The organism is uncultured Exiguobacterium sp., assembly GCF_964277885.1.
Taxonomy (GTDB): Bacteria; Bacillota; Bacilli; order Exiguobacteriales; family Exiguobacteriaceae; genus Exiguobacterium_A.
Genome location: NZ_CAXYJR010000005.1, coordinates 275466 through 300755, shown reverse-complemented (window position 1 = coordinate 300755; position 25290 = coordinate 275466). Strand labels below are relative to the sequence as shown.

Here is a 25290-nt window from a genome sequence, read left to right as displayed (position 1 = left end):
AACTCCTTCTATTCCTATCATAACGAACTCAAAAAGGACTGGAAACGATTATTCCGTTTCCAGTTCTGTATATCCCTATTTAGTTCATCACGTGACGATGCGGCGATACGCACGGACCGTGACGATATAGTAAATCAGATAGACGATCGTGTAGCAAATGATCGCAAGCAACGTCGGACGAACGATATTGTAGTTCAACAGTTTCTGCAGAACTTGCATCGCAACTAAACTATGAACGAGTCCGAGCACGTACGGTAAGGAGAAGACGAATCCGACAAGGCGACGGATGATGCCCGTCTGTTCCTTTTCATCGACACCGATCTTCTGGATGATCGCAAAGCGTTGTTTCGATTCTTCTGCTTCCGCGAGCATCTTGAAGTAGATGATTGAACCCGTCGCAAGCAAGAAGACGAGTCCGAGAAAGCCGGCAGCAAATGCGAGCAAACCAGTCGTTGCCGTCGTCATCGCATAGACCGGATAGTACGCTGCCATCTCCGTATCCGCTTGTTTTCCATACAGTTGCGTCAATTGCTTCATCAATCCATCGTCGTGACGTTCATCCGAGAACTGATAATTCGTTAGCGTGAAACCTTTTTCCGGCATCTTCGCGAACGCATCATCGTTTACGACGAAGGCGAGCCGCTGTTTCTCATAAAGTTGAGCGATCGGTAGATTCGTCGCAGCGGTGATGCGAAAGGACTCATGAACGTCCTTAATCTTGACACCGACGGGTGATTTGACTTTCATCTTCAACAAATCGTTTCCTTTGAATGTCTCAAGAACGATCGCTTCGCCTTGTTTTGGTTCTTTGATGACCGTTTTCCCATTCGCTTTCGCAAGCTTGACGTAGTCTGAATAGTTGACGTAGCTGAATTGACCGGGCTGATCTTCATACGCATACGTCGCGTAGTAACGTGTAAACGTCAGAGGATTTGGCAGATCGGTCATCTGATGATCGACGTTCTTGACGTTAACCATTGTCCGGCTTTCAATTTTTTGGTCGGACTTCGCAATCAGCTTTTCTGCTTCTGCTTGTTTACTCGCAATCGATAGACTATACGGAACTTGTTCCTCGACGGTCTGATCGATGAAATAATAGATCGACGTCGCCGTACCGACCGTCGTCAATGTCACGGCAGTAATGACTGTGATCGTCGATAGCATGACAGCATTCGATTTGATTCGTGACAGCAATTGTCCGTGCAGAATCAAATTCGTTCCCTTGAAGTGGCGCGCTTGATTACTTAAGAGGCGTAATAAGAAGATCGTGAAGTAACTCATTGTTCCGAACGTCCCGAGAATGACACAGAGCATCAAGAGCGGTGCGACGATCGTAAAGTGATCCATCAACGGTTGTCCCGTCAAATAGTAACCGACACCAATCAAGATGACTGAGAGGACGGCTAGGATTGGATGGACTTTCGGAAGCGATTCCGCTTGTTGCTCTGCCTTGAACAGCTCGATCAATGTAAAACGATAGATCGTCCGAGCAGAGCGTAAGGCGATGATCAGGAAGATTAAAAGGAAAACACCAATCGTCTGTATAACCGAAGCTCCGCTGATCGTAAAGGTTGCATCGACTTGCATCGCCATGACAGAAGCAAGGAGTTGCACAAAATATTTCGAAGCAACGGTACCAATCGCGATTCCGAGGATCAGACCGATCACCCCATATCCCATTGTCTCAAGGAAAATCAATCGGGCAATCTGTCCTCGCTCTAGACCGAGCAACGCATAGAGTCCGATTTCCTTCTTACGACGGCGTAAGAAGAAGTCACTCGAATACCAAATGAAGATGGCGGAGAAGAGCGCTAAAATGACGCTTGCCCCGGTAAAGACCGTTCCGAGTTTTCCGTACAATTCGTTCGCCTGAAGCATCGCTTCATTGGAGCGAATCGCGAGGAATGTGTAGTATATGAGAATTGCGAACGTGACCGCACCGAGGTACATCACATTTTGACGCATGTTCTTTAGATTTTGAAATGCCAGTTTAGACAAGCTCACGGACGGCACCTCCGAGTTCGCGCTGGACTTCCATGATTTGCTCGAAGAATTCCTTCTGTGAACCGAAACGATGCACTTCCTTGAACAGCTCTCCGTCCTTGACGAACAGAATCCGTTCCGCATACGACGCCGTCATCGGGTCATGCGTTACCATCAAGATCGTCGCACCTTCATTGTTGAGCGCTTGCATTGCTTCAAGCAATCCTGTCGCCGACTTCGAGTCAAGCGCACCGGTCGGCTCATCCGCTAAGATGAGCGACGGATCATGAATGATGGCACGAGCGGCAGCCGTCCGCTGTTTTTGTCCACCGGATAGTTCGACTGGACGCTTATCGAGTAAATCATGGATACCGAGCTGATGCGCCACACGATCGACACGTTCTAAGATCATCTTTTTATCGACGTTTGCGAGTGATAACGGTAAGGCGATGTTTTCCCGGACCGTCATCGTATCGAGGAGATTGAAGTCTTGGAAGATGAAGCCGAGTTGTTCCCGACGAAAACGGGCTAATTGTTTTTCCTTCATCGCCGTCACATCTGATCCATTGATCAAAATCGTTCCGCTCGTCGGCTGATCAATCGTCGACAATAAGTTGAGGAGTGTTGATTTTCCGGCACCCGATGGTCCCATGATACTGACGAACTCTCCTTCGTGGACGCTAATCGTCGTCGGACGAAGTGCTTCGTGACGTGCCGTCTTCGTTTGATAGGTTTTGGAGATCTGTTGTGCTTGTAAGATTGCTTTCATTGTATTGCCTCCTGTGTTTGATTCGTTACACTCAGTCTAGTCCTTCCATGCTTTTCTCAAAATGGACTTTGCTTTCACTTCTCTTACAAAACGGTAAGACAAGGATGGAGACATCAAAAAAGCCCCCATCCGTAAGGGATGGAGGCATGTCGTATCTTATTTGTGTGTTGCTTTGAAGAGCTCAGTGTCTCCTGCGACAACAGAAGTTCCTTCAGCCGGTACAGCTGAAAGCGTGAATTGATCGTGGTTCGTCACGATGATCGGTGTGATCGTCGATGGTGCATTCGCACGAATGTAATCCAAATCGAACTCGACAAGGACATCTCCCGCTTTGACTTTGTCACCTGACTGGACATGAGCCGTGAAGCCTTCACCTTTGAGGTTTACTGTATCCAGACCAACGTGGATCAAGAGTTCAAGTCCATCTTCACCTTTTAGACCGATTGCGTGTTTTGTCGGGAAGATCGTTTCGACCGTTGCGTCGATCGGCGAGACGACTTTACCTTCTGTCGGCTCGATCGCGACACCGTCGCCCATCATTTTTTGAGAGAAAACTTGATCGGGTACGTTCTCGATGTTGACGATTTTACCTGTAAGCGCAGAAGCGATTTTCGCGTTTCCTGCGTCGTTACCACCAAACAATTTTTTTAAGAATCCCATGATACTATCCCTCTACTTTCTCGATCGTTTTTCTTCCATTCGGAAGTTTCGATTTTTTCTAGGAGTAAGCTGTCAGACAGCTCGCTCACGTTCTCACAAAAAGCATACGTTTGTCCCTCTAGTTTTGCAAGTATTTTTGTGTGATAATAGTTAGAAATCATAAGGAGGCGCTTACATGTTACCATTTTCAGAAATTACATATGTCCGTCCAGATCTCGCCTTGCTTGAAACATCTATGAATCAAGCAATCGCTCGATTGACGGCAACCACACAGGTAGATGAAGCAAACGCAGCCATCACTGAGATTAATACCCTCAGAAATCAATTTGAAACGGCAAGCCAGCTCGTTGAGATTCGCCATACGATTGATACACGCGATACGTTCTATGAGACGGAACAAGGGTTCTTCGATGAAGCGAGCGCAATCTACCAAGGACATGTCTCAAGCTATTACCAAGCGTTGACGACGCATCCACTTCGGAGCGAACTCGAACAAACGCACGGAAAACAATTATTCTTGATCGCAGAAGCGAGCCTAAAGACGTTTTCGGAAGAGATCATTCCCAAGCTCCAAGAAGAGAATCGTCTCTCGAGTGAGTATACGAAACTGATGTCTGCTGCCCAAATCGAGTTTGATGGCAAGACGCTCAACTTATCGCAGTTCGGTCCGTATCTCCAGTCACCAGACCGTTCCGTCCGTAAAGCAGCTTCTGAGGCACGCTATGGCTACTTACAAGAGCAAGGGGAAGCAATCGATACGATCTACGATAAACTCGTCCGCATCCGGACAGATATCGCGAAAACACTCGGCTTCCCATCGTTCGTCGAGCTCGGATACGCACGGATGCTCCGCGTCGATTATAACCAATCGATGGTCGAACAGTACCGCGAACAAATCCGCGAGACAATTGTCCCACTCGCGACACAACTTAAAGAACGTCAGCAACGACGTATCGGTGTCGATCAGTTGTATTACTACGATGAAGGATTTGCCTTCAAGTCTGGAAATGCGACACCTCAAGGTGAAGAGTCATTCATCATCGAAGGCGGCAAAAAGATGTATGCTGAAATGTCACCGGAGACGAACGAGTTCTTCAACTACATGCTCGATCGGGAAGCGCTCGACTTGACAGCGAAGCCTGGGAAAGCCGGTGGTGGGTATTGTACCTACATCGCAGACGAAAAACTCCCGTTCATTTTCTCGAACTTCAACGGAACGGCAGGCGACATCGATGTTCTGACTCACGAAGTCGGACACGCCTTCCAAGTCTATGAGAGCCGTCACCTGACTGCTCCAGAGAGTGCTTTCCCAACGTATGAAGCGTGCGAGATCCATTCAATGTCAATGGAGTTCTTCGCTTATCCGTGGATGGAAGAGTTCTTCGGTGAAGAGACAGCGAAATACAAGTTCAACCACCTCGCAGGAAGCGTCACGTTCCTTCCGTATGGTGTAGCGATCGATGAGTTCCAACACGTCATCTACAACCAACCGGAATTGACACCTGCTGAGCGTCGCGAAGCATGGCGGACGATCGAGAAGAAATACTTACCGCATCGTGATTACGAAGCGAACGATTACCTCGATTCAGGCGCATGGTGGCATCAGCAAGGACACGTCTTCGGAAGTCCGTTCTACTATATCGATTACACGCTCGCTCAAGTCTGTGCCTTCCAGTTCTATGCATGGATGGAACAGGACCGGGAAGCGGCTTGGAAGTCGTATCTCGATCTCTGTCGTGCCGGTGGATCGGAAAGCTTTCTTACGCTCGTCGAACGTGCTGGGTTGAAGTCTCCGTTCGCACCAGGTACGGTCGAGGCAGCAGTTGCACCGGTCAAAGCGTATCTCGAACAAGCGGACGACCTCGTACTCGATCGCGTCTAATTATTCGATTCCCTCAATTTATCCATTGAAAAAGGTGAGTTTCCGGACGGAAACTCACCTTTTTTATTTTAAGAGACCTCAATCTTTAGACTGTAACTAGTGATTCATTCAGATAAAAGCGTTTCATGATACTTTCCGTACCAGACGCGGAACTCGTCTGCCGGGATTGGTCTTGAATAATAAAAACCCTGTGCATACTCGCAATCCAGCTGTTGCAGATGATTCGCCTGCTCCAGTTCCTCGATGCCTTCGGCGACAACATCATATTTCAATGTATGCGCCAGTTTAATGATTGTCTCGATGAGCGGTGCGTTCGAACAGGCATCCGGACCGCTGATGAACGAGCGATCGATTTTTAGACGCTGAATAGGCAATCGACTCAAGTAGGACAAAGACGAATAACCAGTACCAAAGTCATCGATCGCAAGACGATAACCCATTTGGTGTAACGTCTGAAGCGCCTCGAAGACACGTCCGTCCGAAAAGACACCGAAAGATTCCGTGATTTCGAGTTCCATCCGATCTTCAATTCCAGGATGAATTTCTCGGACGCCTGTCAGGTAATCAACGATGCGCCCTGAAACGAGTTCTTTCACCGATAAGTTAGCAGAGACGCGAAGCGATCCGAGCTCCGTTTCTTTCCACGCCTCTACTTGGCGAACCGTTTCAGCGACGACCCACATCCCAATTTCTTCGATGAGCATCGATCGCTCGGCAATCGGAATGAAAACTGCCGGACTGATCATTCCACGTTCTGGATGGAACCAGCGCAAGAGCGCCTCACAACCATCTACCTGCCGTGTCGCAAGGTTGATTTGCGGTTGGTAGAACAATTGTAACTCGTTCTTTTCAATCGCATCCCGTAACTCCCCTTCTAATACGACGGATTCGAGATACTCCGCGCTCATCCAAGGTTCGAACCAGACCGGTCCACCTTCCACCTGTTGTTTCGCATGCTGCATCGCGATATCGACTGAAGATAATAAGGAAGTGACGGCTATCGCATCATCCGGATAGCGGACCATACTCATACTGATGTTGACATTGACATACTCTCCATTGATTTCATAGACGTGTTCAATGACTTGCTTTAATTTCTCGTAATCGACGATATCCTGTTGTGCGACTAATACAGCGAATTCATCTCCACCAATACGTGCTGCTTGTCCCGTTCCAATGAAATGATGCTTGAGGCGGTTAGCGAGATCCTTCAGGATTTGATCGCCTGCACCATGTCCATAGATATCATTGATTCGTCGAAACTGCCGGACACTGATCGTGACGAGTTCACCGGGTTGTGGCGCCTTCAATGCATCTGTCATCTTCTGTTCAAAGCCGTTTCGATTCAATAGACCCGTTAACATATCAAATAGCGCGAGCTGTGTGATCCGCGCTTCTCGTTGGAATTGATCCGTCTCATCATGACAAGACAAATACAGGGCAACACCCGTTTCATCCTCTTTTTTCGGAACATGGATGATATTGACCGACATGTTCAAAATCGATTCATCAAAAAGCATTTTACAGCGAATCGTCTGACTGTGCCCATCGATTGCTTGACGTAACGCTCGCCGCATCCGATTGAGATCTGCCGGATGAATCAATTCCTCGATCGTCCAGTCCGATGTCGCTTGTGTCAATTGTCGAAAACGTTCATTTCCACTTAGAATCGTATAATCCGAGGAAAGCGCGAGAATCGGATCTGTATTTTGTGAAAAGAGAGATTCGATTTCTGCTTTCTTTTGCTTGATTTCTTTTGTCTTCGCATCATTATGATCGAGGAGTCCAGCGATGATTGCCGTCATCGTCCGAAACGCTTGAACGACTGGCTTGAAATCATTTCTTTCATGTACATGATATCCGGATTGTCGTCGATCTTCCGCAAACGTATTCGCCTCATTTTGGAGTAAGGAGATATCCTTCCGAAAAGCACGTAACAGTAGCCAATTCAGTACTAACAATACCGTAATCACAAGACTGATTGCCGCAAACAGCAACCAAGCATTCTGAATGATTTGTGATCCACGGCTCTGCATTTCTGTTTGCACCTGCTTTAGCTTTTGATCGTATATCCGATACATGCTGGCTTCATAGTTTTTAGATGTCTTTGCCAACTTGGCATACACCGGATCATCTGATGCCTTCAATAGATCATCCAATGTCTCCGTATAATTTTGCATCTGACTTCTCATGTTGGCAAGATTTTGCCTTCCTGTATCATCTTGTAACGAAACCACTTCATACAATGCATTCATGAGTGCTTGTTGTCGAATCGGCAAGTCGGTTCGCATTTGTTGGATGCGCAAACGATCAATCGAGCTGATGTCTGAATCTTGACGTGCATCCCGGAGAATTTGCGCCGCTTTTCCTAGCTGTTCCTCCATCATGATGAGATGTGAAAAAACATCATAGTACGAACCGGTCTCCTTACTTAAGACAAGTTGATTAAAGATGACTTCGCTCTTGAAATTCGTAGACGTCGTAAAGAAACGACGATTGGAATCATACCCTTGACGCTCCAATTTCGTAATTTCTTCTAACAGCTCTTGACGCGCTGGTCCAGCCGCTTGATCTTGCTTCAATTGATCATGCAAACGCAAGAGGGAGGTTTCCGCCTGTTTCGTCGCGCTAGCTCCGTCTACCTGATCATCTAAGGAAGCTAGATAATATGTAGTGAGATCACGCGTCGCATGATTTGCTGGGATCACGATGTCGATCGCTTGTGCTGCCTGCTCGAAACGTGTCCCTTCTTCGAGTGTTTTGTTCAAATGATGCAAGGCAACGATAATCGCAAGTAAACCGATGATCGCAATCATCCACGAGAACGTTTTATAGTAGGATCGTCTTCGAAACACTTCTTCGATGAAGACTGGTGATAAACGTCGCAACACATCGTCCTCCCCAAAATGTCATTATGCTTCTATATCGTCTCGTTTATAAGTTTCGTGAAGTCGATTTAAGTCAATAAAAAGCACTTCTTCCCACATTCCGTGAAAATAAGTGCTTTTAATACTAGTTTTATACGTTTTTTTAGTAACTGACGTTTTCACGCGCTACTTTCTTAGCGAAATAATCGATGATATCTCGCCGACGAATGATTCCGATGAAGTGCTTCCCGTCATCGATGACCGGAACGAAGTTTTGATCCGTGATGACCTCGATCATCTCTTCCATTTGTGCTGTGATCGAGACCGGTTTATAACGAACGCGTTGTTTGATATCTGTTAGACGTGTCTGTAAGACATGATCGTAGTCCGCATGTTCAAGATTCGCTTCAAGCGCCCACAGCACATCTCCCTCCGTCAATGTACCAGCGTATTTCCCTTTATTATCGACGAGTGGAACGGATGTAAAACGATGATGTTTCATCTTTTCCAATGCTTGTCTGACCGTCGACTCAGGATCTAGGTATTTCACCTCATCTTTTGGTAGTAAGAAAAAAGCAATATTCATTTCTGTTCCTCCCTAGCCACTCTGTGACACCTTCTTCATTTTATCACGAAGCCTCCTTGGATTCATTTCTCAAATGATGAAAATCTCTACATAATTCCTTCATATTTACCCGTACCCTTCCGATAGTCTGAATAGACAGATTTTAAAGACTATTTAGGATAGGAGAATTCATAATGCGCCTCCCGATCACTCGTCGTTTGTTCATCGGGCTTATTTTGTTGCCCGCTCTTACTCTCGGTGTCTCCACTTGGTTTTCGTATGACCAAACAAGCCGAACTGTCGATCAACTGGTCGACTCTACATCTCAAACTGCTTTAAAACAACTCGAACAATCGTTTTCCCGCATCATCGATGATACTAAAAAAGATACGACACTCCTTGCCGGACTCCCTTCCAACCGTGAAGACGGTATCCTACCGAATTACATAGATACAACCAAACAACCCAATGCTTCAGAGGCTCCTTCTCAAAAAGCGACAGATATCTACAACGTCCTTGAGAAATATGGCTCCTCAAAAATCGAAAATTCATTTATCCAATACGCTGATACGAAAGGCGGCTATCTTAACTGGCCCAAACAAGACGTCGCACCTGGATACGATCCTCGAAAAGAGATCTGGTACAAACAAGCGCTGGAGAATTCAAGCACTGTCGCCATGAGCGAGCCCTACTATGATAGCGCGACGAAATTATCCATTATCGGTTTCTCTAAAGCGACACTGGATGCTCAAGCGAACATCAAAGGTGTATTGTCTGTTTATAAAAGCATCAATCGTCTGGCTGAAGACATGAAACGGATTGAAATCGGACAAAAAGGATTCGTTTTCAGCTACACACAAGACGGTAAGGTCGTCACGCACCCAAATCGAAATTATTTCTTCAAAAAAATCAATCAACTACGCGAAGATGGAAAAGCATACTTCTCCGCTCCGAAATCCATGTTAGAGCAAGAATCCGGTACGAAGATCATGGAGGTCGCCGGAAAAAAATCGGTCGTCATTTGGCAAACTTCTTCGAAAACAGGATTCAAGCTAGCCGTCGTACTGGATTATGCTTCCTTGTATGCGCCTAAAGAAGCCATGCTCAATCAGTCGTTGATTAATTTCGTCGTTGCGATCGCCCTCGCGACATTGATCGCTTGGTTAATCGGGCGTTCGATCAATCGCCCGCTGTCGATGCTCCGTCGTGAAGCATTAGCGATTGCATCAGGTGATTTGCGAACACAGCATCGTCCTAAACGATTCATCCGGGATGAATTAACGGACCTCAGTACGAACTTCGATGCGATGCGCGCGCGCTTGCGACAAACGATTCTAGCGATGACTACATCTGCTACGACGGTTCGCGATGCGTCAGAAGAGCTCTCAACCAACGCTACTCATGTACAAAAGGCTTCACGTCATATCGGACAGACGATGGAAGAAATCGCTGCTGCTGGTGAAACCCAAACGAAACAAGCCGAACGTTCTTCCCATGCAGTGTACGGTGTCAAGGAACGTTCTACAGCAATGCAGCAGGTCGCGTCCACGACTCTTTCTGAAGTCGCTTCTGTCGCTTCCGCGGCGACACGAGGGAGTAATGTAACGAAACAGACGATTTCTGATCTATTGAATCATTCGGACTCATTGGAAAAAGAAATCGAGAACACTTCTGATTTCTTGGGCAAACGTTCTGATGAGATTGGAAAGATCCTCGGAACGTTACAAGCCATCTCGAGTCAGACGAATTTACTTGCCCTCAACGCAGCAATCGAAGCCGCACGTGTCGGTGAACAAGGGCGCGGATTCGCTGTCGTCGCGAGTGAGGTAAGAAAACTGGCCGAGGAGAGCGACGAATCCGCTAAACAAATCAAGCAGCTCCTCGATAATATTCAACAAGAAACACATACTGCCATGAGTGCGATGCACCATGTCATGAGTGATTTGAAGCTGTCTCTTGAGTCTGTCAAAACGACAGGAGATGACTTCGAGCGTATCGCAGGATCCGTACATCATGTCTCAAATCGAACAGAAGTATTGACTGGTGACATCGAGGCGCTGACACTTGCTACGGAAGAAGTGTCCGATGCCATGGGAACCATTCTTGCTTTGACGGAGGAGAATGCAGCTGGTCTTGAGACAAGTGCTGCAAGTATTCAAGAAACGAACGCGACACTTGAATCCGTGACGACGGCAGCGGCTCACCTCGCTCATATCGCAGGTGATCTCCATGCGCTCACATTAGAATTCCAGTTAGATGAAACCGTATCTGAAGAACATTCGATCGAAGAACAAGAAGACGTCATTTCATCAGAACACGACACTAGCCATTCTTCTGACGATGCCTACGCGGAAGCCGCCAGCACCGAGTTGATGGAACACGATATCGAAACGAACAATCCTGAAGTCGAGACGGAGCACGAGGAGGAACCAACACCTGAATCCTCTCCGTCTACTACGAATCCATAAGTCTATCGATCCGAAGTCTTGAAGAAAGACTTCGGATTTTTTCATTCCCTACTCGACTATCGATTGTCGAGCACATACACTAGATACAATCGATGTATCATTCGAAAGGAGTCGCTTCATGAATCCCTTAAGCCCCTCAGACTTGACACAAATCGCGGAACATTTGTTTGGGATGACTGGTTTTTTTATTTCCTATCAAGATCAAGAGCATGTCTCAGTCGAGTTACGTCCTTCTGCACCTAAGCATCCGGCTAATCTATTGATTGAAGATACGTGGCCAACTTTAAAAAATCATCGACCTCTACTCCATACCTTAAAAGACGGAACTGCCTATCTGTTTGTAGACGTTCCTGCCCAAGGCATGTACCGGATTGGTCCCGTTCTCTTACAGTCAGCACTTTTTCGTGCTCATATTCAAGATGAAACCTATCATCAATTTTATAAAGTTCTACCTCGAACGACGGAAAATCGTCTGATTGACTGTGCCCATCTGCTCTATCGCCTTCTACATGGTGAAGGATTGTCTTCTCGTGACATCGATCATGTTTCAGACATACAGGAAGAGGAAATTCCTTTAGTGTCTGAAGCTCCTTCACACACAGGTGTGACCGCCTATCGAAAAGCTTGGCAACGCGAGCAACAAATCATCGACTGGATTTCATCCGGACAGAGCGAACGGTTGGCGACGACCTATTCTCTTCCCGCATACGGTGAGTTCGGAACACTCGCACGTCACCAACCACTCCGAGCAGAAAAGAATCTGCTCTTAGGAACGGTTCTTCTGAGCGCGCGTGCCGCTATTCGTGGAGGACTCGAACCAGACGAAGCCTTTTCACTTAGTGATCGGATGATCGAGACGATCGAAGCTGCGACGAGTATTTCAGAATTGCGAAATCGTCACGTTCGGATTACGGTATCTTTCGCGGAAGCCGTCAAAGAAATACAGGCTTTGCGTCATTCGCCACACGTCCTAGCCGCCATTCGATACATTCAGCAGCATCTCTATGATCCATTATCCGTCTCATCCATTAGTCAAGCGATTCATGTATCTTCCAACTATTTATCCGTTTTATTCAAGGATGAAACGGGGTTACCGCTTGCACGGTATGTCATTCGAGAGCGGATTCGAGAAGCGAAAAGACTACTGCGGTCTTCGGACGATTCCTTGTTGACAATCTCAAACCGACTACACTTTTCCAGTCAGAGTCACTTCAGTCAGGCTTTTAAACAAATCACGGGCGAGACACCTACTCATTACAGACAAAAGACAGATTTTTAGGAACACTGCTACGTTTTTCAGATTTATGATATCCTATTCAACAGAATACTATTTTGCCGAATCGAATATTTTTCGATTCTTTCATCAAAAGGAGAGTCAACATGAATTCAATTAGCGTCATCATTCCAGTCTATCAAACCGAATCGCAAGCAAAAGCAGCGATTCAATCTGTTCTCGACCAACACGTGTCGGTTCCCGTGGAAGTCGTCGTCGTTTTTGATGGACCAAGCTCTTATATCGATGAAATCCGGTCATCCTACCCGACATGTACCATCATCGAACAGTCACATCAAGGCGTATATGCGGCTCGACGCAATGGTGTTCAAGCTGCTTCCGGAGACTATGTCATCTTTTTAGATAGTGATGATATTCTTGCTCCCCGTGCGCTTTACACATATATCAAGGCATACGAGAAGTCTCGTGGAGAAGTCATCATCGGTAAGATTTCCCCTGTCTACAATAAGAAGAAATGGTTGATGCCGATCGATGACGATCGCTACTTCTTTTACTCACGTACGAAGTTTAATTCACGTCATCTGACGACGATTCATGGATGGATGATCAAAAAGGAACTTCTTCAGACGCTTCCGACTCTAGAAACGACATGGTACGCGGATACGATCATTGCACACACGGTCATCTCGCAGTTGACGAACATCACGTCTGTCAACTATATCGTGTATGGACGGAATTCAAGAAGTACACCACTCGATGGTCAATCCTTATTCCAACTGCGTGATATCACGACACTTTCAGACATCTCCCGCATCTATGGCATGTTATCGGCAGAAACAAAAGATGAAGAAGTCCAAAAATTCCTGAACACATGGTATAAACGATTCATCTCAAAACGTGGACGGACTCTACTTGAACGGAGTGCCTCGAATACACAACAGGCAGAAGTCTTCAATCACGTCGCATACGATCTAAAACGAATGCCGATAAAGAGTAAATATCTGAAAGCTTGGTCAACGGGTTCTTACGCGATGTTCAAGTTTTACATCACGGCAGTGAAGACGAAACGTACCTTACGCACGGCTCGTCGTAAAAAAATTAAAAATGGTCTTATGCTGTATCGACTATTCCAGAAGATGCCGATCAAAGACAACCTCGTCCTCTTCGAGAGTTTCTTAGGGCGGAGTTACTCTGACAATCCGAAGGCGCTTTATCTTCATCTACAAGAAAAACATCCGGAACTCGAACTCGTTTGGATTTTCGCTCAAGAACCTTCAGACGACGTCAAGGAAGCCTGTCCGAACTGGGTGCTTCGAAACAGCTTTACGTATTATCAGTATATGGCTCGCGCGAAATATTGGATCTTTAACACACGTCAGCCACTTAGCTTAAAGAAGCGCGAAGAGACTATTTATCTTCAAACATGGCACGGTACGCCATTAAAACGACTCGGTCTTGATATGGAAGACGTGCACATGGCCGGAACGAATGCCATCCGTTATAAGAAGAATTTCTATAACCAAGCGCAAGAATGGAACTACCTGATTTCGCCAAACGCATACTCAAGCGAAATCTTCAAGAGTGCATTCGGTTTCCAAAATACGATGCTTGAAACGGGTTATCCTCGAAATGATCTCTTGTACGCGGATAATCAAGCAGGCTTGATCAGCGAGATCAAGACAAAACTGAATATCCCAGCGGATAAAAAGATCGTTCTCTATGCACCGACATGGCGGGATGACGAGTTCATTGCACGCGGAAAATACCGATTCGACTTGCAATTGAATTTAAATGAGATGCAAGCACGCCTCGGTGACGAGTATGTCGTCCTTTTACGAATGCACTACTTGATCGCACAAAACATGGATATTAGTGGTCATGAAGGATTCGCCTATGATGTTTCCTCGTATGGTGATATCGCAGAACTCTATCTGATTAGTGACATCTTGATCACGGACTACTCTTCTGTATTCTTCGACTATGCGCACCTGCAGCGTCCGATGATTTTCTTCACATATGATTTAGAGAAATATGCGTCGACACTACGTGGATTCTATTTTGATTTCGAAGAAGTCGTTCCTGGACCACTTCTGAAGGAAACAAATCAAGTCATCGATTATATCGAACAAATCGATACGAAGTCCGTCGCTTATCAAGAAAAGTATGATCGCTTCCTCGAACGGTTCTGTAGCTTGGATGACGGTACGGCAAGTGAACGCGTTCTTGCTGAATTGTTTCCGAACACAACACACTCAACGATTGACGACGAAACAACAGATACGGAATGATAGTTATTAACATGAGAAACGGCTGAAAGGCCGCTTCTCATTTTTTTATTCCTACCGATCGATTACTAAACGTAAAGACAAAAAAGCCTCCTTCCTTAATGGAAAGAGGCATGAACGATTTAGTTACGGACGAACAAGGCAACGCTCTCGACGTGTGTCGTATGCGGGAACATATCGACCGGTGTCACTTCGACGAGTGTATAACCGAGTTCTGTCAACAGCTTCGCGTCACGCGCTTGTGTCGACGCATTACATGAGACGTAGACGATCCGCTTCGGTGCGACATCCGCAGCAGCACGTAAGAATTCTTCGTCACAGCCTTTACGGGGTGGATCGACGACGATGACGTCCGGCTGGATACCGGCTTTAACGAGATCCGGCATGACCTTCTCAGCTGCACCGTACTCGAACGTCACGTTCTCGATCCCGTTCGCTTGTGCGTTCCGGCGTGCATCATCGATCGCTTGCGGTACGATCTCAATGCCGTAGACGTGCTTCGCTTGTTTTGCGAGTGACAAGGAAATCGAACCGATCCCACAGTAGGCATCGACGACTGTCTCATCACCTGTCAACTGAGCGTACTCGAGCGCTTTCGCGTAGAGTTTCTCTGTTTGCAGCGGGTTGACTTGGAAGAACGAATGCGGTGAGATCTCATATGTCAATCCAGCGATCTGATCGCGGATGACAGACGGTCCGTACAAGACGACGTTCTTTTTCCCGAGGATGACATTCGTATCATCCGGGTTGATGTTGTGCTGGATCGACGTGACGTTTGGTAACGCCTTTAAGATCCCTTCAACGATCTTATCGATCCCGCGAAGTTGTTTGACCTTCGTGACGAGCACGACCATCAACTCGTTCGTGTGATACCCATGACGTGCCATGATATGACGGATGACACCTGCTTTTTTCTTCTCGTCGTACGCTGGGACTTTTAAGTCAGCGAGGACTTTACGAACCGCTTGGACGGCTTCGTCGTTTTCTTTGTTTTGGATCAAGCAGTAATCCATATCGATGATCCGGTGACTCCGTTTTTGATAGAAGCCAGCCATCAATTTGTTCGATTGGAAGGCAACTGGTACTTGTGCTTTGTTGCGGTAACCCCATGGATCTTCCATCCCGATCGTCTCATGGACGGGAATTTCAAGACCTGCTAGGCGCGCGAAAGCGTCACGGACACGATTGTGCTTGAACTTGAGTTCTGCATCGTATGACAAGTGCTGCAATTGGCAACCGCCACACTGGTTGTAAACCGGACAAGGCGGCTCGACACGATCGACACTCTTCGTCTTTTGACGGATGATGCGACCGAATCCGTAAGACTTCGTCGTTTTCGTGATCTTGATCTTGACCTGCTCCGTCGGTAATGCGCCCGGGATGAAGACCGTATAACCATCAATGCGCGCGACCCCTGATCCTTCATGTGTCAGGTCGACGATCTCGACGACGTGTTCATCGTTCTTTTGTACTGGAATCATGAATATCCTCCTTAAAAACCTCGCTTCACGCGAGGTTCATTTCTGCTTCTTGTAGTTGTGTATTAATCTGTTCCATCTCTTCGATCCGGAACTTTGGTGTCATGACTTCGAAATGAGAGCGAAGATTCGTCATCTCGCCTTCGCAAATGCCGCCAAATTCACCATCGATGTTCAAACTCATCTCTGATGTATTCTTCATGCGGACGAATGAGGTCGTGACATGCTCGATGCAAGGGTCCGAGAAATGATCCCCTTTCAAGGCAAGACGCATGACACGAATCAATTCGACGAGGTTACATTTCTTCAGAATAAAGAGATCAAACCGACCGTCATTAAGTGACGCGTTCGGTGACAACTTCTCGAATCCGCCGACGGAGTTCGTATTGGATGTCAAGAACAGCATGACTTCTCCTTTGAATATACCCTTTTCATGCTCCAGTTCGACATATGTCGGTCGGATTTGCGGAAGTTTCTCCATCCCTTTGACGTAGTACGCGAGCTGTCCGAGTGCCGTCTTCAGCTTCGAAGGCACTTCGTACGACAGTTCTGTCATGATGCCACCACCAGCGATGTTGATGAAGTAATGAACGCCTGCCGATCCCTCAATCTTACCGATATCGACCGGCATCGTATGTCCTGTGCAAATGACATCCATCGCCCCTTCGATCGTCAATGGAATACGCATCGCCCGACCAAAGTCATTCGTCGTTCCAACTGGTAGTACACCAAGCTTCGGACGCTTGCTATAAGCTGCCATACCGCTGATCACTTCGTTCAACGTACCATCGCCGCCTGCAGCGACGACAAGGTCAAAGTCTGCTTCGCATGCTCGTGCTGCTTCATACGTCGCATCGCCGACCGCTTTCGTCGAGTAGACAGATGTCTCATAACCCGCTGCTTCGAGTCGGTCGAGGATATACGGTAAATTTCGTTTAACCATCTCTTTCCCGGAAGTCGGGTTATAAATCACGCGCGCTCTAGGTCTCATAAGATTTTCTCCTTTTTGACTCAACCGTTCATTTGATACATAACTGTTTTATTTTACATGAACTTTCGAGACATTACAAAGCCAAAAAAGACAGCGCCCGTTTCCTCGCAGAAGTAAAGGAGGAACGGACGCTGCTCAATCAAGTACTTATTTTAATTTTTCAAGCTCTTCGTAGAAGAGTTGATCAAGGAGAGCAGGGTTCGCCATTCCTTTTGTTTTCTTCATGATTTGACCGATGACGAAGCCTTTTTTTCGGTCACGTCCACCGAGTAATTCCTCGACGACGGCGGGGTTCGCTTCGAACATCTCGACAATCAGACCACGTAATAATCCTTCATCCGAAATTTGTGCAAGACCGTTTGCTTCGACGTATGCACGTGGCTCAACACCTTCTTCGATGACGGCCGTGAAGACTTGTTTGGCGATTTTCGAAGAAATCGTGCCGCTTGCAATCAAGTCGATCATCTCTGCCAGACGAGCTGGTGTCATCTTGACTGTTTCGAACGTTTCCGTCGATTTATTCAAGTGACCTTGGATTTCACCGATCGTCCAGTTAGCTGCTGCTTTCGGCTCTGCGCCTGCTTCGAGTGTCGCCTCGAAGTACTCTGCCATTTCACGTGTGACCGTCAGTTGTTTCGCATCATACGCTGAAAGACCGAGTTCTTTTTGGTAACGCACGCGGCGGGCATCTGGAAGTTCCGGAATACCGGCACGAATCTCTTCTTTCCACTCATGATCCAGCACGAGCTTGACGAGGTCAGGCTCTGGGAAGTAACGGTAATCCGACGCCCCTTCTTTGACACGCATGAGGACGGTTTGTTTTTTCGTCTCATCGAAACGGAGTGTTTCTTGACGCATCACACCACCTGCAAGCAATAGTTTGCGGTGACGATCCTCTTCGAACTCAAGACCTTTTAAAACGTTTCCGAACGAGTTCAAGTTTTTAAGTTCTGTTTTCGTACCGAATTTCTCTTGACCGTATGGACGAACGGAGATATTACAGTCACAACGAAGTGATCCTTCTTCCATCTTAACGTCCGAGACGCCTGCATATTGCAAGACTTCCTTGAGACGTTCGAGGTAGGCGACCGCATCTTTCGGTGAACGCATGTCCGCTTCACTGACGATCTCAATCAGCGGTGCACCTGTCCGATTGAAGTCGACGACTGAGTGATTCGCACCCGTGTGGTTCATCTTACCAGCATCTTCTTCTAGGTGGACACGTTCGATGCGGAAACGTTTCGTTTCGCCATCGACTTCCGCATCAATGTAGCCATCGAAGCCGATCGGTTGATCGAACTGTGAGATTTGATACGCTTTTGGCGTATCTGGATAGAAGTAGTTCTTCCGGTCGAATTTCGTTTGATCGGCCACTTGGCAGTTGAGTGCCATTGCTGCACGCACAGCGAGCTCAACGGCTTTTTCGTTGACTTTCGGTAAGACACCCGGGTGTCCAAGACAAATCGGACACGTTTTCGTGTTCGTCTCCGCGCCGTACTCCCGCGCACAACCACAGAACATCTTCGTGTTCGTGCTCAGTTCGGCGTGGACCTCGATCCCGATGATCGTTTCAAAGTTCATGATACATTCGCTCCTTATAACTTCGGAAGCGCGAATCCACCTGTCGCAAGCTCAAACGCATGCGCAGCGCGATAGATCGTCGCCTCATCGAAATGTTTTCCAATGATTTGTAAGCCGACCGGAAGACCGTCGACGAATCCAGCTGGAACCGAGATGGCTGGGACACCTGCTAAGTTGATTGGAATCGTCAAGATGTCATTCGCATACATCGTGACCGGATCATCGAGCTGTGCACCGAGTTCGAATGCTGGTGTCGGTGCTGTTGGTCCGATGATGACGTCGTAGTTCGCGAGGACATCGTCGAAGTCTTTTTTGATCAACGTCCGAGCTTGTTGTGCTTTTTTATAGTAGGCATCGTAGTAACCTGAGCTGAGCGCGTACGTTCCGAGCATGATCCGGCGTTTGACTTCGTCTCCGAATCCTTGCGAGCGAGAATACTTGAAGACATCCTCGAGTGCGTCCGCTTCGGCACGGACCCCGTAACGAATACCGTCAAAGCGCGCGAGGTTCGAAGATGCTTCTGATGAAGCGAGTAAGTAGTACGTCGCAAGCGCATATTTCGAGTTCGGGAGTGAGACCTCATCGACTGTCGCACCGAGTGCTTCGAGTTTTTGGATTGCTTCCCGGATGTTGGCTTTGACGCCTTCACTGACACCCTCACCGAAGTATTCTTTCGGAACAGCGATCTTCAGTCCTTTGATATCGCCTGTCAACGCTTGTGTGTAATCCGTTGCCGCGACGTTCGCAGACGTCGAATCCATCTCACAGTGTCCTGCGATTGCGCTCAAGAGATAGGCATTGTCTTCGACTGTCCGTGTTAACGGACCGATTTGGTCAAGCGACGACGCGAACGCAACGAGACCGAAGCGTGAGACGAGACCATATGTCGGTTTCAAGCCGACGACACCACAATAGGCAGCCGGTTGGCGAATCGAACCACCTGTATCCGAACCAAGGCTGAACAAGACTTCGCCTGCTGCGACAGCTGCTGCTGAACCACCCGAAGAACCACCTGGAACATGTTGCGTATTCCATGGGTTGCGGACTGGTTTGTACGCTGAGTTCTCGTTTGAAGAACCCATCGCGAACTCATCCATGTTCAATTTTCCGATCGTGATCGCCCCTGCTTCGTGCAGACGCTCGACGACCGTCGCGTCATGTGCTGGTACGAAGTTCTCGAGGAATTTCGAACCACATGTCGTCGTCATCCCTTTCGTGACGATGTTATCCTTGACGCCGATTGGAAGACCAAACAATGGATTCGCTTCGTGTTTCGCGACATCATCCATTCGTTTCGCTTGTTCGAATGCTTCTTCATTCAATGAGAGAAACGCACCGATTTTTCCATCGACACGGTCGATTTGATCAAAGGATTCTTGGACGAGTTCAGAAACTTTGACTTCGCCATCCTGAATGAGTGTGTGTAGTGTTTTGACACCATGTTCAAAAAGTGACATCGGGTCATTTCCTCCTTATTCGAACACCGCTGGGACGCGGACTTGTCCGTCTTCCCAATCGGGTGCGAGTCGTTCTACTTCCGTACGCGGAAGTGATGGACGTACTTCGTCCTTACGTAGGACGTTCTTTAAATCGAGGACATGAGTCGTCGGTTCGACGCCTGTCGTATCGAGTTCATTTAATTGTTCGGCGAACCCGAGAATCTTCTCGAGTTGTCCTGTGAATTGTGCTACTTCTTCATCTGTCACGGCAAGGCGTGCCAAATGCGCCACGTGGCGGACTTGCTCCTCATTAATCTTTGCCATGTCATTCCACCTCCGGAACTTTTGCGATATATTTTACACTATTTCTAATCATAGCACTTTTCGTCCAGACAAAAAAGACGATGGTGCATCGGGGGGAGGTCCGCACCATCGTCTTTATAGGGGTAGCAAAGCTTCCGGGCGGAAAGCTTCTAGTTATGAAATACCCGGTTTAAATCAGACGAAACAAAAATACTGAATATTCACACTAAGACATCGACGAGCAGATAGACATTGAAGACGATGACGATCGAGACAATGATCCAGGCCAACGCGTTCATGAACCGACTATTCCGATGTTCTCCCATGTACCGCTCACTTGCTGTTGCCCGAATCAAGGGAATCAACGCAAACGGAATCCCGAACGATAAGGCAACCTGACTCAGGACAAGTGCCCGTGTCGGATCAAAACCGGAGAATAGCAACAGGATTGCCGGCAGCATCGTCACGGTCCGTCGAACGAACAACGGCAGTTGGAGATGGAGGAATCCCCGCATGATCGCGTCCCCCGACATCGTCCCGACGCTTGATGAAGCGAGACCTGAGACGAGTAAGGCAATCGCAAACAGATACGGTGCGATGCCACCGAGCGTGACATGTAGTCCTTCATAAATTTCTTCAAGCGAACCCGCTTGATACTTCGTGCCGTAAAAGACACTGGCCGCGATGACGAGCATCGCTCCGTTGACTGCTCCGGCAATCAACATCGCACCCCAAATATCGAAGCGTTGGATCCGTAGCAACGGCATCTTGTTCGCGACATGCCCCATCCGTCGTTTCGTTAAATCGGAATGAAGATAGATCGCATGCGGCATGACGGTCGCTCCAAGCATCCCGGCAGCAAGGACGATGCTCGACGTACCTTCGAATCCCGGTAGCAATCCTGCCGATAGATCACGGAAGACCGGATGGACTTCGAATACTTCAATCGCAAACGCAGCGGCGATGATTAAGACGAGTACCGCGATGACGGCTTCGAAATGCCGGAGTCCCTTTTGCTCGAATCCAAGGATGACGAACGACAAGACTGCCGTCAACAATGCCGCCATCCGTAAATCGATCGCAAATAGTAAATGAAATCCGAGTGCGGCTCCAACGAACTCCGCGAGATCGGTTGCCATCGCGACGAGCTCCGCTTGTACCCAGTAGAAGAAGCGAGAGACCGGCGATAACTCTTCCCGGATCACTTCCGCTAAACTAAGATTGCTGACGATTCCAAGTTTGGCTGATAGGAACTGAATGACGACGGCCATCAAGTTCGAGGCAACGATGATCCAGAGCAACAGGTAGCCATACTGGGCACCTGCCGTCATGTTTGTCGCAAAGTTTCCCGGATCGAGGTACGCGACGGCAGCAACGAACGCCGGTCCGATATATGTTCGTTTTCTTAGTAAATCTTGTGTAAGTGGCTGTGTCGCCATCTCGTTCACCTCACTTTTTGTTTTTTATTATACGCTCATTTTGCGCAAGTGCAACAAATATGTTTATGGTAAATAATAACGTATGAAGTAAACAAAAAAGGAGTGTCTCCTGTAATCAGGAAACACTCCTTTTGGTTAGTTAGACGATCTTCCGCTCAGGCTCTGCACCTTTTAGTTGTGCTTGTACTTGATCGAATTCATCGTAGATCGCTTGACTCGGTTCCTTCGTCACGAGACTACCGATGACGAGCGCAATCGTCGAAGCGATAAAAGCTGGAATCATCTCATACATTTCCGAAATGTATGATGGCAATCCGGCAACGTTCTGATTGATAAGGATCCAAGCGATGACGACGACGGATCCCGTAATCATTGATGCGAGTGCTCCCGTTTTGTTCATTCGGCGCCAGAGTAAGCTAAACAGCACGACTGGACCGAACGCCGAACCAAAACCAGCCCACGCGTATCCGACGAGCGTCAAGATCGACTTCTGCGCACCGAACGATAAGAAAATCGCGAGAAGCGCAACGACGAGAACCATGACGCGACCCATGACCATCAGTTCGCGGTCTGAGGCGTCACGCTTGAAGAAACGGTGATAGAAATCATTCGTTGCCGCACTCGAAGAGACGAGTAACTGCGTCGAGATCGTCGACATGATCGCAGCGAGTAACGCTGCCAGCAACAGTCCCGTAATGAATCCAGGGAAGAGATCACGTGATAATTGAATGAATACATTCTCTGGATTTTTTAGTCCAGCACTTTGTTGCGTGTAATAGGCATATCCGATCAAACCTGTCACCATCGCACCAACAATCGAGAACGTCATCCAGATCATCCCGACGCGACGCGCCGACTTCATCTCGTGTAAGTTACGGATCGCCATGAAACGAACGATGATATGCGGTTGACCGAAATATCCGAGTCCCCAAGCGAGGAGCGAGACGATACCAATCGTCGTCGTCCCTTTGAAGAGTTCCAGTTTCGAGCCGTCCGTCGACCGAATCGTCTCAAGTGTATCGTTGATCCCGCCACTTAAAGTCAGCGCGACAGCTGGTACGATCAGCAACGCGATGACCATGATCATCCCTTGGACGACGTCCGTCCAACTGACGGCAAGGAAACCACCGAGGAAGACATACGCGATGACGACGCCTGCTAAAATCCAAAGACCTGTCGTATAATCCAGTCCGAAGACCGCTTCAAACAAACGACCACCAGCGACAAAACCACTTGATGCGTACATTATAAAGAATATTAAGATAACTCCAGCTGAAACAGTACGCAAAACGCCACTTTTATCGTGGAATCGTTTTTCAAAGTAATCGGGAATCGTGATCGCATCCCCTGCATGTGCCGTATACGCACGCAGACGCGGCGCGACGAGTAACCAGTTGGCATAAGCGCCAAGCAATAAACCAACGACGATCCATCCACTGGACAGACCAGTTGCATACATCGCACCCGGTAATCCCATCAACAGCCAGCCACTCATGTCACTTGCTCCAGCAGAGAGCGCTGTGACGACGGGACCGATCGTACGTCCCCCAAGCATGTAGTCATTCATGTTCTTCGTCCGATAATACGCAATGACGCCTAGTGCGACCATCAGTCCGAGATACAGCAAAATCGCGAACCACATTCCGTTCATCCTTGCTCCCCCTTTTTTTCGTGATATAAGAAAAACGGGCATGCAGGTCGCACACCCGTTTCATCTATTAAACACCATTTCAGAACATTTCTGAAGTTGTTTTTGCTTGAAGATGTAAAGTCAAGTAATCTGGTCCGCCCGCTTTCGAATCCGTTCCAGACATGTTGAATCCACCGAATGGTTGGTAGCCAACGATTGCGCCTGTGCACCCACGGTTGAAGTAGAGGTTACCGACGTGGAAGTTCGCACGCGCGTACTCTTGGTTCGTCCGGTCTTGCGTGATGACAGCACCTGTCAATCCGTATTCCGTGTTGTTTGCGATGTCGATTGCTTCTTTGAAATCCTTCGCTTTCGTGAAGGCAACGACTGGTCCAAAGATTTCTTCTTGCATCAAACGATCCGTTGGTTGAACGTCCGCGACGACTGTCGGTGAGACGAAGAATCCTGTTGAATCATCCGCCGTACCACCTGCGACGATGCGTCCTTCTTCTTTTGCGACGTCGAAGTACGACGTAATTTTCTTGAACGCTGCTGCGTCGATGACCGGTCCGACATTGTTTGAGACATCTGTCGGGTTACCGATGCTCAGTTTATTCGTGTTCGCGACGACTTTTTCGAGCAACTCGTCATAGACAGAGTCGAGTGCGACGACACGTGAACAAGCTGAACATTTTTGACCCGAGAATCCGAATGCCGCTTTCGTGATCATGTCCGCTGCGTAATCGAGGTCAGCCGACTCATCGATGACCATCGTATCTTTTCCGCCCATTTCCGCGATGACGCGTTTGAGCCAGATTTGACCTTCGTTTAGTTTCGATGCCCGCTCGTTGATGCGAAGACCGACATCACGTGATCCCGTGAAGCTGATGAAACGTGTTTTCGGATGGTCGACGAGGTAGTCACCGACTTCTGCCCCTGAACCGGGTACGAAGTTCAAGACGCCTCCCGGAAGACCAGCCTGCTCCATCACTTCGACGAATTTCGCTGCGACGACCGGTGTCGTCGATGCAGGTTTCAAGAGGATCGGATTCCCTGCCACGATTGCTGCGACAGCTGTTCCAGCCATGATCGCGAGTGGGAAGTTCCATGGTGAGATGATGACACCAACACCGAGTGGAATGTAATCGTAACGGTTGTATTCGCCTGGACGACTCTCGACTTTTTTGCCGTCTTTTAAGACGAGCATCTGACGTGCGTAGTACTCGAGGAAGTCGATCGCTTCTGCTGTGTCGGCATCGGCTTCATTCCAAGGCTTCCCTGCTTCTTTGACGAGGTAGGCAGAGAACTCATGCTTCCGCTTACGGATAATGTTCGCTGCTTTGAATAGGACGTCCGCACGTACAGACGGATTGACGAATTTCCATGTTTCGAAAGCTGTGACTGCTGCTTGCATCGCTTCTTCTGCATGTTCCTGTGTCGCTTTCGAGACACGTCCGACGATCTCTTCTTTGTTAGCCGGATTGACGGAGACGATTTTATCTTCCGTCGTCACATGTTTCCCACCGATGACGAGCGGATAATCTTTGCCGAGTTCTTGCGTGACGAGTGCAAGTGCCTCTTCGAACGCTTTCTTGTTTACTTCTTGTGAGAAGTCCGTGAATGGTTCGTGTTTGTACGGAATCATCTCTATTCCCCCTTTAATCTCTACTTTAAATCGCTTACATTCTCCATTGTACAGAAGCATGAGTCCGCTTA

The 25290-nt window shown here is 47.9% G+C and carries 17 protein-coding genes; 4 read left to right on the top strand and 13 right to left on the bottom strand.

Annotated features, from left to right (window positions below; all coding sequences use genetic code 11):
* Positions 1-87 precede the first annotated feature (87 nt).
* From ACHWTJ_RS03210 to ACHWTJ_RS03200, 3 genes are all read right to left on the bottom strand, one after another.
* Positions 88-2004: an ABC transporter permease gene (locus tag ACHWTJ_RS03210; RefSeq protein ID WP_294744965.1), complete on the bottom strand. Its 1917-nt coding sequence runs from the start codon at positions 2002-2004 to the stop codon at positions 88-90.
* Positions 1991-2752: an ABC transporter ATP-binding protein gene (locus ACHWTJ_RS03205; RefSeq protein WP_294744962.1), complete on the bottom strand. Its 762-nt coding sequence runs from the start codon at positions 2750-2752 to the stop codon at positions 1991-1993. Before ACHWTJ_RS03205 ends, ACHWTJ_RS03210 begins: the two co-directional genes overlap by 14 nt.
* Before the next feature lie 156 nt (positions 2753-2908).
* On the bottom strand, positions 2909-3412 hold the full coding sequence (locus ACHWTJ_RS03200; protein ID WP_294743943.1) for a PTS glucose transporter subunit IIA: 504 nt from the start codon (positions 3410-3412) through the stop codon (positions 2909-2911).
* Between the two features lie 175 nt (positions 3413-3587).
* On the opposite strand from ACHWTJ_RS03200, the gene ACHWTJ_RS03195 reads away from it, so the two are divergent.
* Positions 3588-5294: a M3 family oligoendopeptidase gene (locus ACHWTJ_RS03195; RefSeq protein WP_294743945.1), complete on the top strand. Its 1707-nt coding sequence runs from the start codon at positions 3588-3590 to the stop codon at positions 5292-5294.
* A 104-nt stretch (positions 5295-5398) separates the two neighbouring features.
* Here ACHWTJ_RS03195 and ACHWTJ_RS03190 read toward each other — a convergent pair whose 3' ends face one another.
* Together ACHWTJ_RS03190 and ACHWTJ_RS03185 are read right to left on the bottom strand one after the other, a co-directional pair.
* Positions 5399-8185: a bifunctional diguanylate cyclase/phosphodiesterase gene (locus ACHWTJ_RS03190; protein ID WP_294744956.1), complete on the bottom strand. Its 2787-nt coding sequence runs from the start codon at positions 8183-8185 to the stop codon at positions 5399-5401.
* Positions 8186-8324: 139 nt separating this feature from the next.
* Positions 8325-8747: a CBS domain-containing protein gene (locus ACHWTJ_RS03185; RefSeq protein ID WP_023469329.1), complete on the bottom strand. Its 423-nt coding sequence runs from the start codon at positions 8745-8747 to the stop codon at positions 8325-8327.
* 173 nt (positions 8748-8920) lie between these two features.
* On the opposite strand from ACHWTJ_RS03185, the gene ACHWTJ_RS03180 reads away from it, so the two are divergent.
* From ACHWTJ_RS03180 to ACHWTJ_RS03170, 3 genes are all read left to right on the top strand, one after another.
* Entirely contained in the window at positions 8921-11194 is a 2274-nt protein-coding gene (locus tag ACHWTJ_RS03180) for a methyl-accepting chemotaxis protein (RefSeq protein ID WP_294743950.1), read from the top strand.
* Between the two features lie 118 nt (positions 11195-11312).
* Positions 11313-12473 (top strand): helix-turn-helix domain-containing protein, encoded by a 1161-nt coding sequence (locus tag ACHWTJ_RS03175; protein ID WP_294743952.1) that lies wholly within the window; start codon positions 11313-11315, stop codon positions 12471-12473.
* Between the two features lie 101 nt (positions 12474-12574).
* Positions 12575-14716, top strand: a complete 2142-nt coding sequence (locus ACHWTJ_RS03170) for a bifunctional glycosyltransferase family 2 protein/CDP-glycerol:glycerophosphate glycerophosphotransferase (protein ID WP_294743954.1) — start codon at positions 12575-12577, stop codon at positions 14714-14716.
* 119 nt (positions 14717-14835) lie between these two features.
* Here ACHWTJ_RS03170 and rlmD read toward each other — a convergent pair whose 3' ends face one another.
* From rlmD to pruA, 8 genes are all read right to left on the bottom strand, one after another.
* Complete coding sequence (rlmD, locus tag ACHWTJ_RS03165; protein WP_035396153.1) at positions 14836-16194, bottom strand: 23S rRNA (uracil(1939)-C(5))-methyltransferase RlmD; 1359 nt, start codon at positions 16192-16194, stop codon at positions 14836-14838.
* 25 nt (positions 16195-16219) lie between these two features.
* Positions 16220-17182 (bottom strand): diacylglycerol kinase, encoded by a 963-nt coding sequence (locus ACHWTJ_RS03160; protein ID WP_294743956.1) that lies wholly within the window; start codon positions 17180-17182, stop codon positions 16220-16222.
* A 147-nt stretch (positions 17183-17329) separates the two neighbouring features.
* Positions 17330-18763, bottom strand: a complete 1434-nt coding sequence (gene gatB / locus ACHWTJ_RS03155; protein ID WP_294749538.1) for an Asp-tRNA(Asn)/Glu-tRNA(Gln) amidotransferase subunit GatB — start codon at positions 18761-18763, stop codon at positions 17330-17332.
* Positions 18764-18777: 14 nt separating this feature from the next.
* Positions 18778-20220: an Asp-tRNA(Asn)/Glu-tRNA(Gln) amidotransferase subunit GatA gene (gatA, locus tag ACHWTJ_RS03150; protein ID WP_294744938.1), complete on the bottom strand. Its 1443-nt coding sequence runs from the start codon at positions 20218-20220 to the stop codon at positions 18778-18780.
* 15 nt (positions 20221-20235) lie between these two features.
* On the bottom strand, positions 20236-20526 hold the full coding sequence (gene gatC / locus ACHWTJ_RS03145; RefSeq protein ID WP_023469336.1) for an Asp-tRNA(Asn)/Glu-tRNA(Gln) amidotransferase subunit GatC: 291 nt from the start codon (positions 20524-20526) through the stop codon (positions 20236-20238).
* A 200-nt stretch (positions 20527-20726) separates the two neighbouring features.
* Positions 20727-21944 (bottom strand): Nramp family divalent metal transporter, encoded by a 1218-nt coding sequence (locus tag ACHWTJ_RS03140; protein ID WP_394679096.1) that lies wholly within the window; start codon positions 21942-21944, stop codon positions 20727-20729.
* A gap of 139 nt (positions 21945-22083) precedes the next feature.
* On the bottom strand, positions 22084-23595 hold the full coding sequence (gene putP / locus ACHWTJ_RS03135) for a sodium/proline symporter PutP (RefSeq protein WP_294744933.1): 1512 nt from the start codon (positions 23593-23595) through the stop codon (positions 22084-22086).
* Positions 23596-23674: 79 nt separating this feature from the next.
* Positions 23675-25219: an L-glutamate gamma-semialdehyde dehydrogenase gene (pruA, locus tag ACHWTJ_RS03130; protein ID WP_294744931.1), complete on the bottom strand. Its 1545-nt coding sequence runs from the start codon at positions 25217-25219 to the stop codon at positions 23675-23677.
* Positions 25220-25290: the final 71 nt, after the last annotated feature.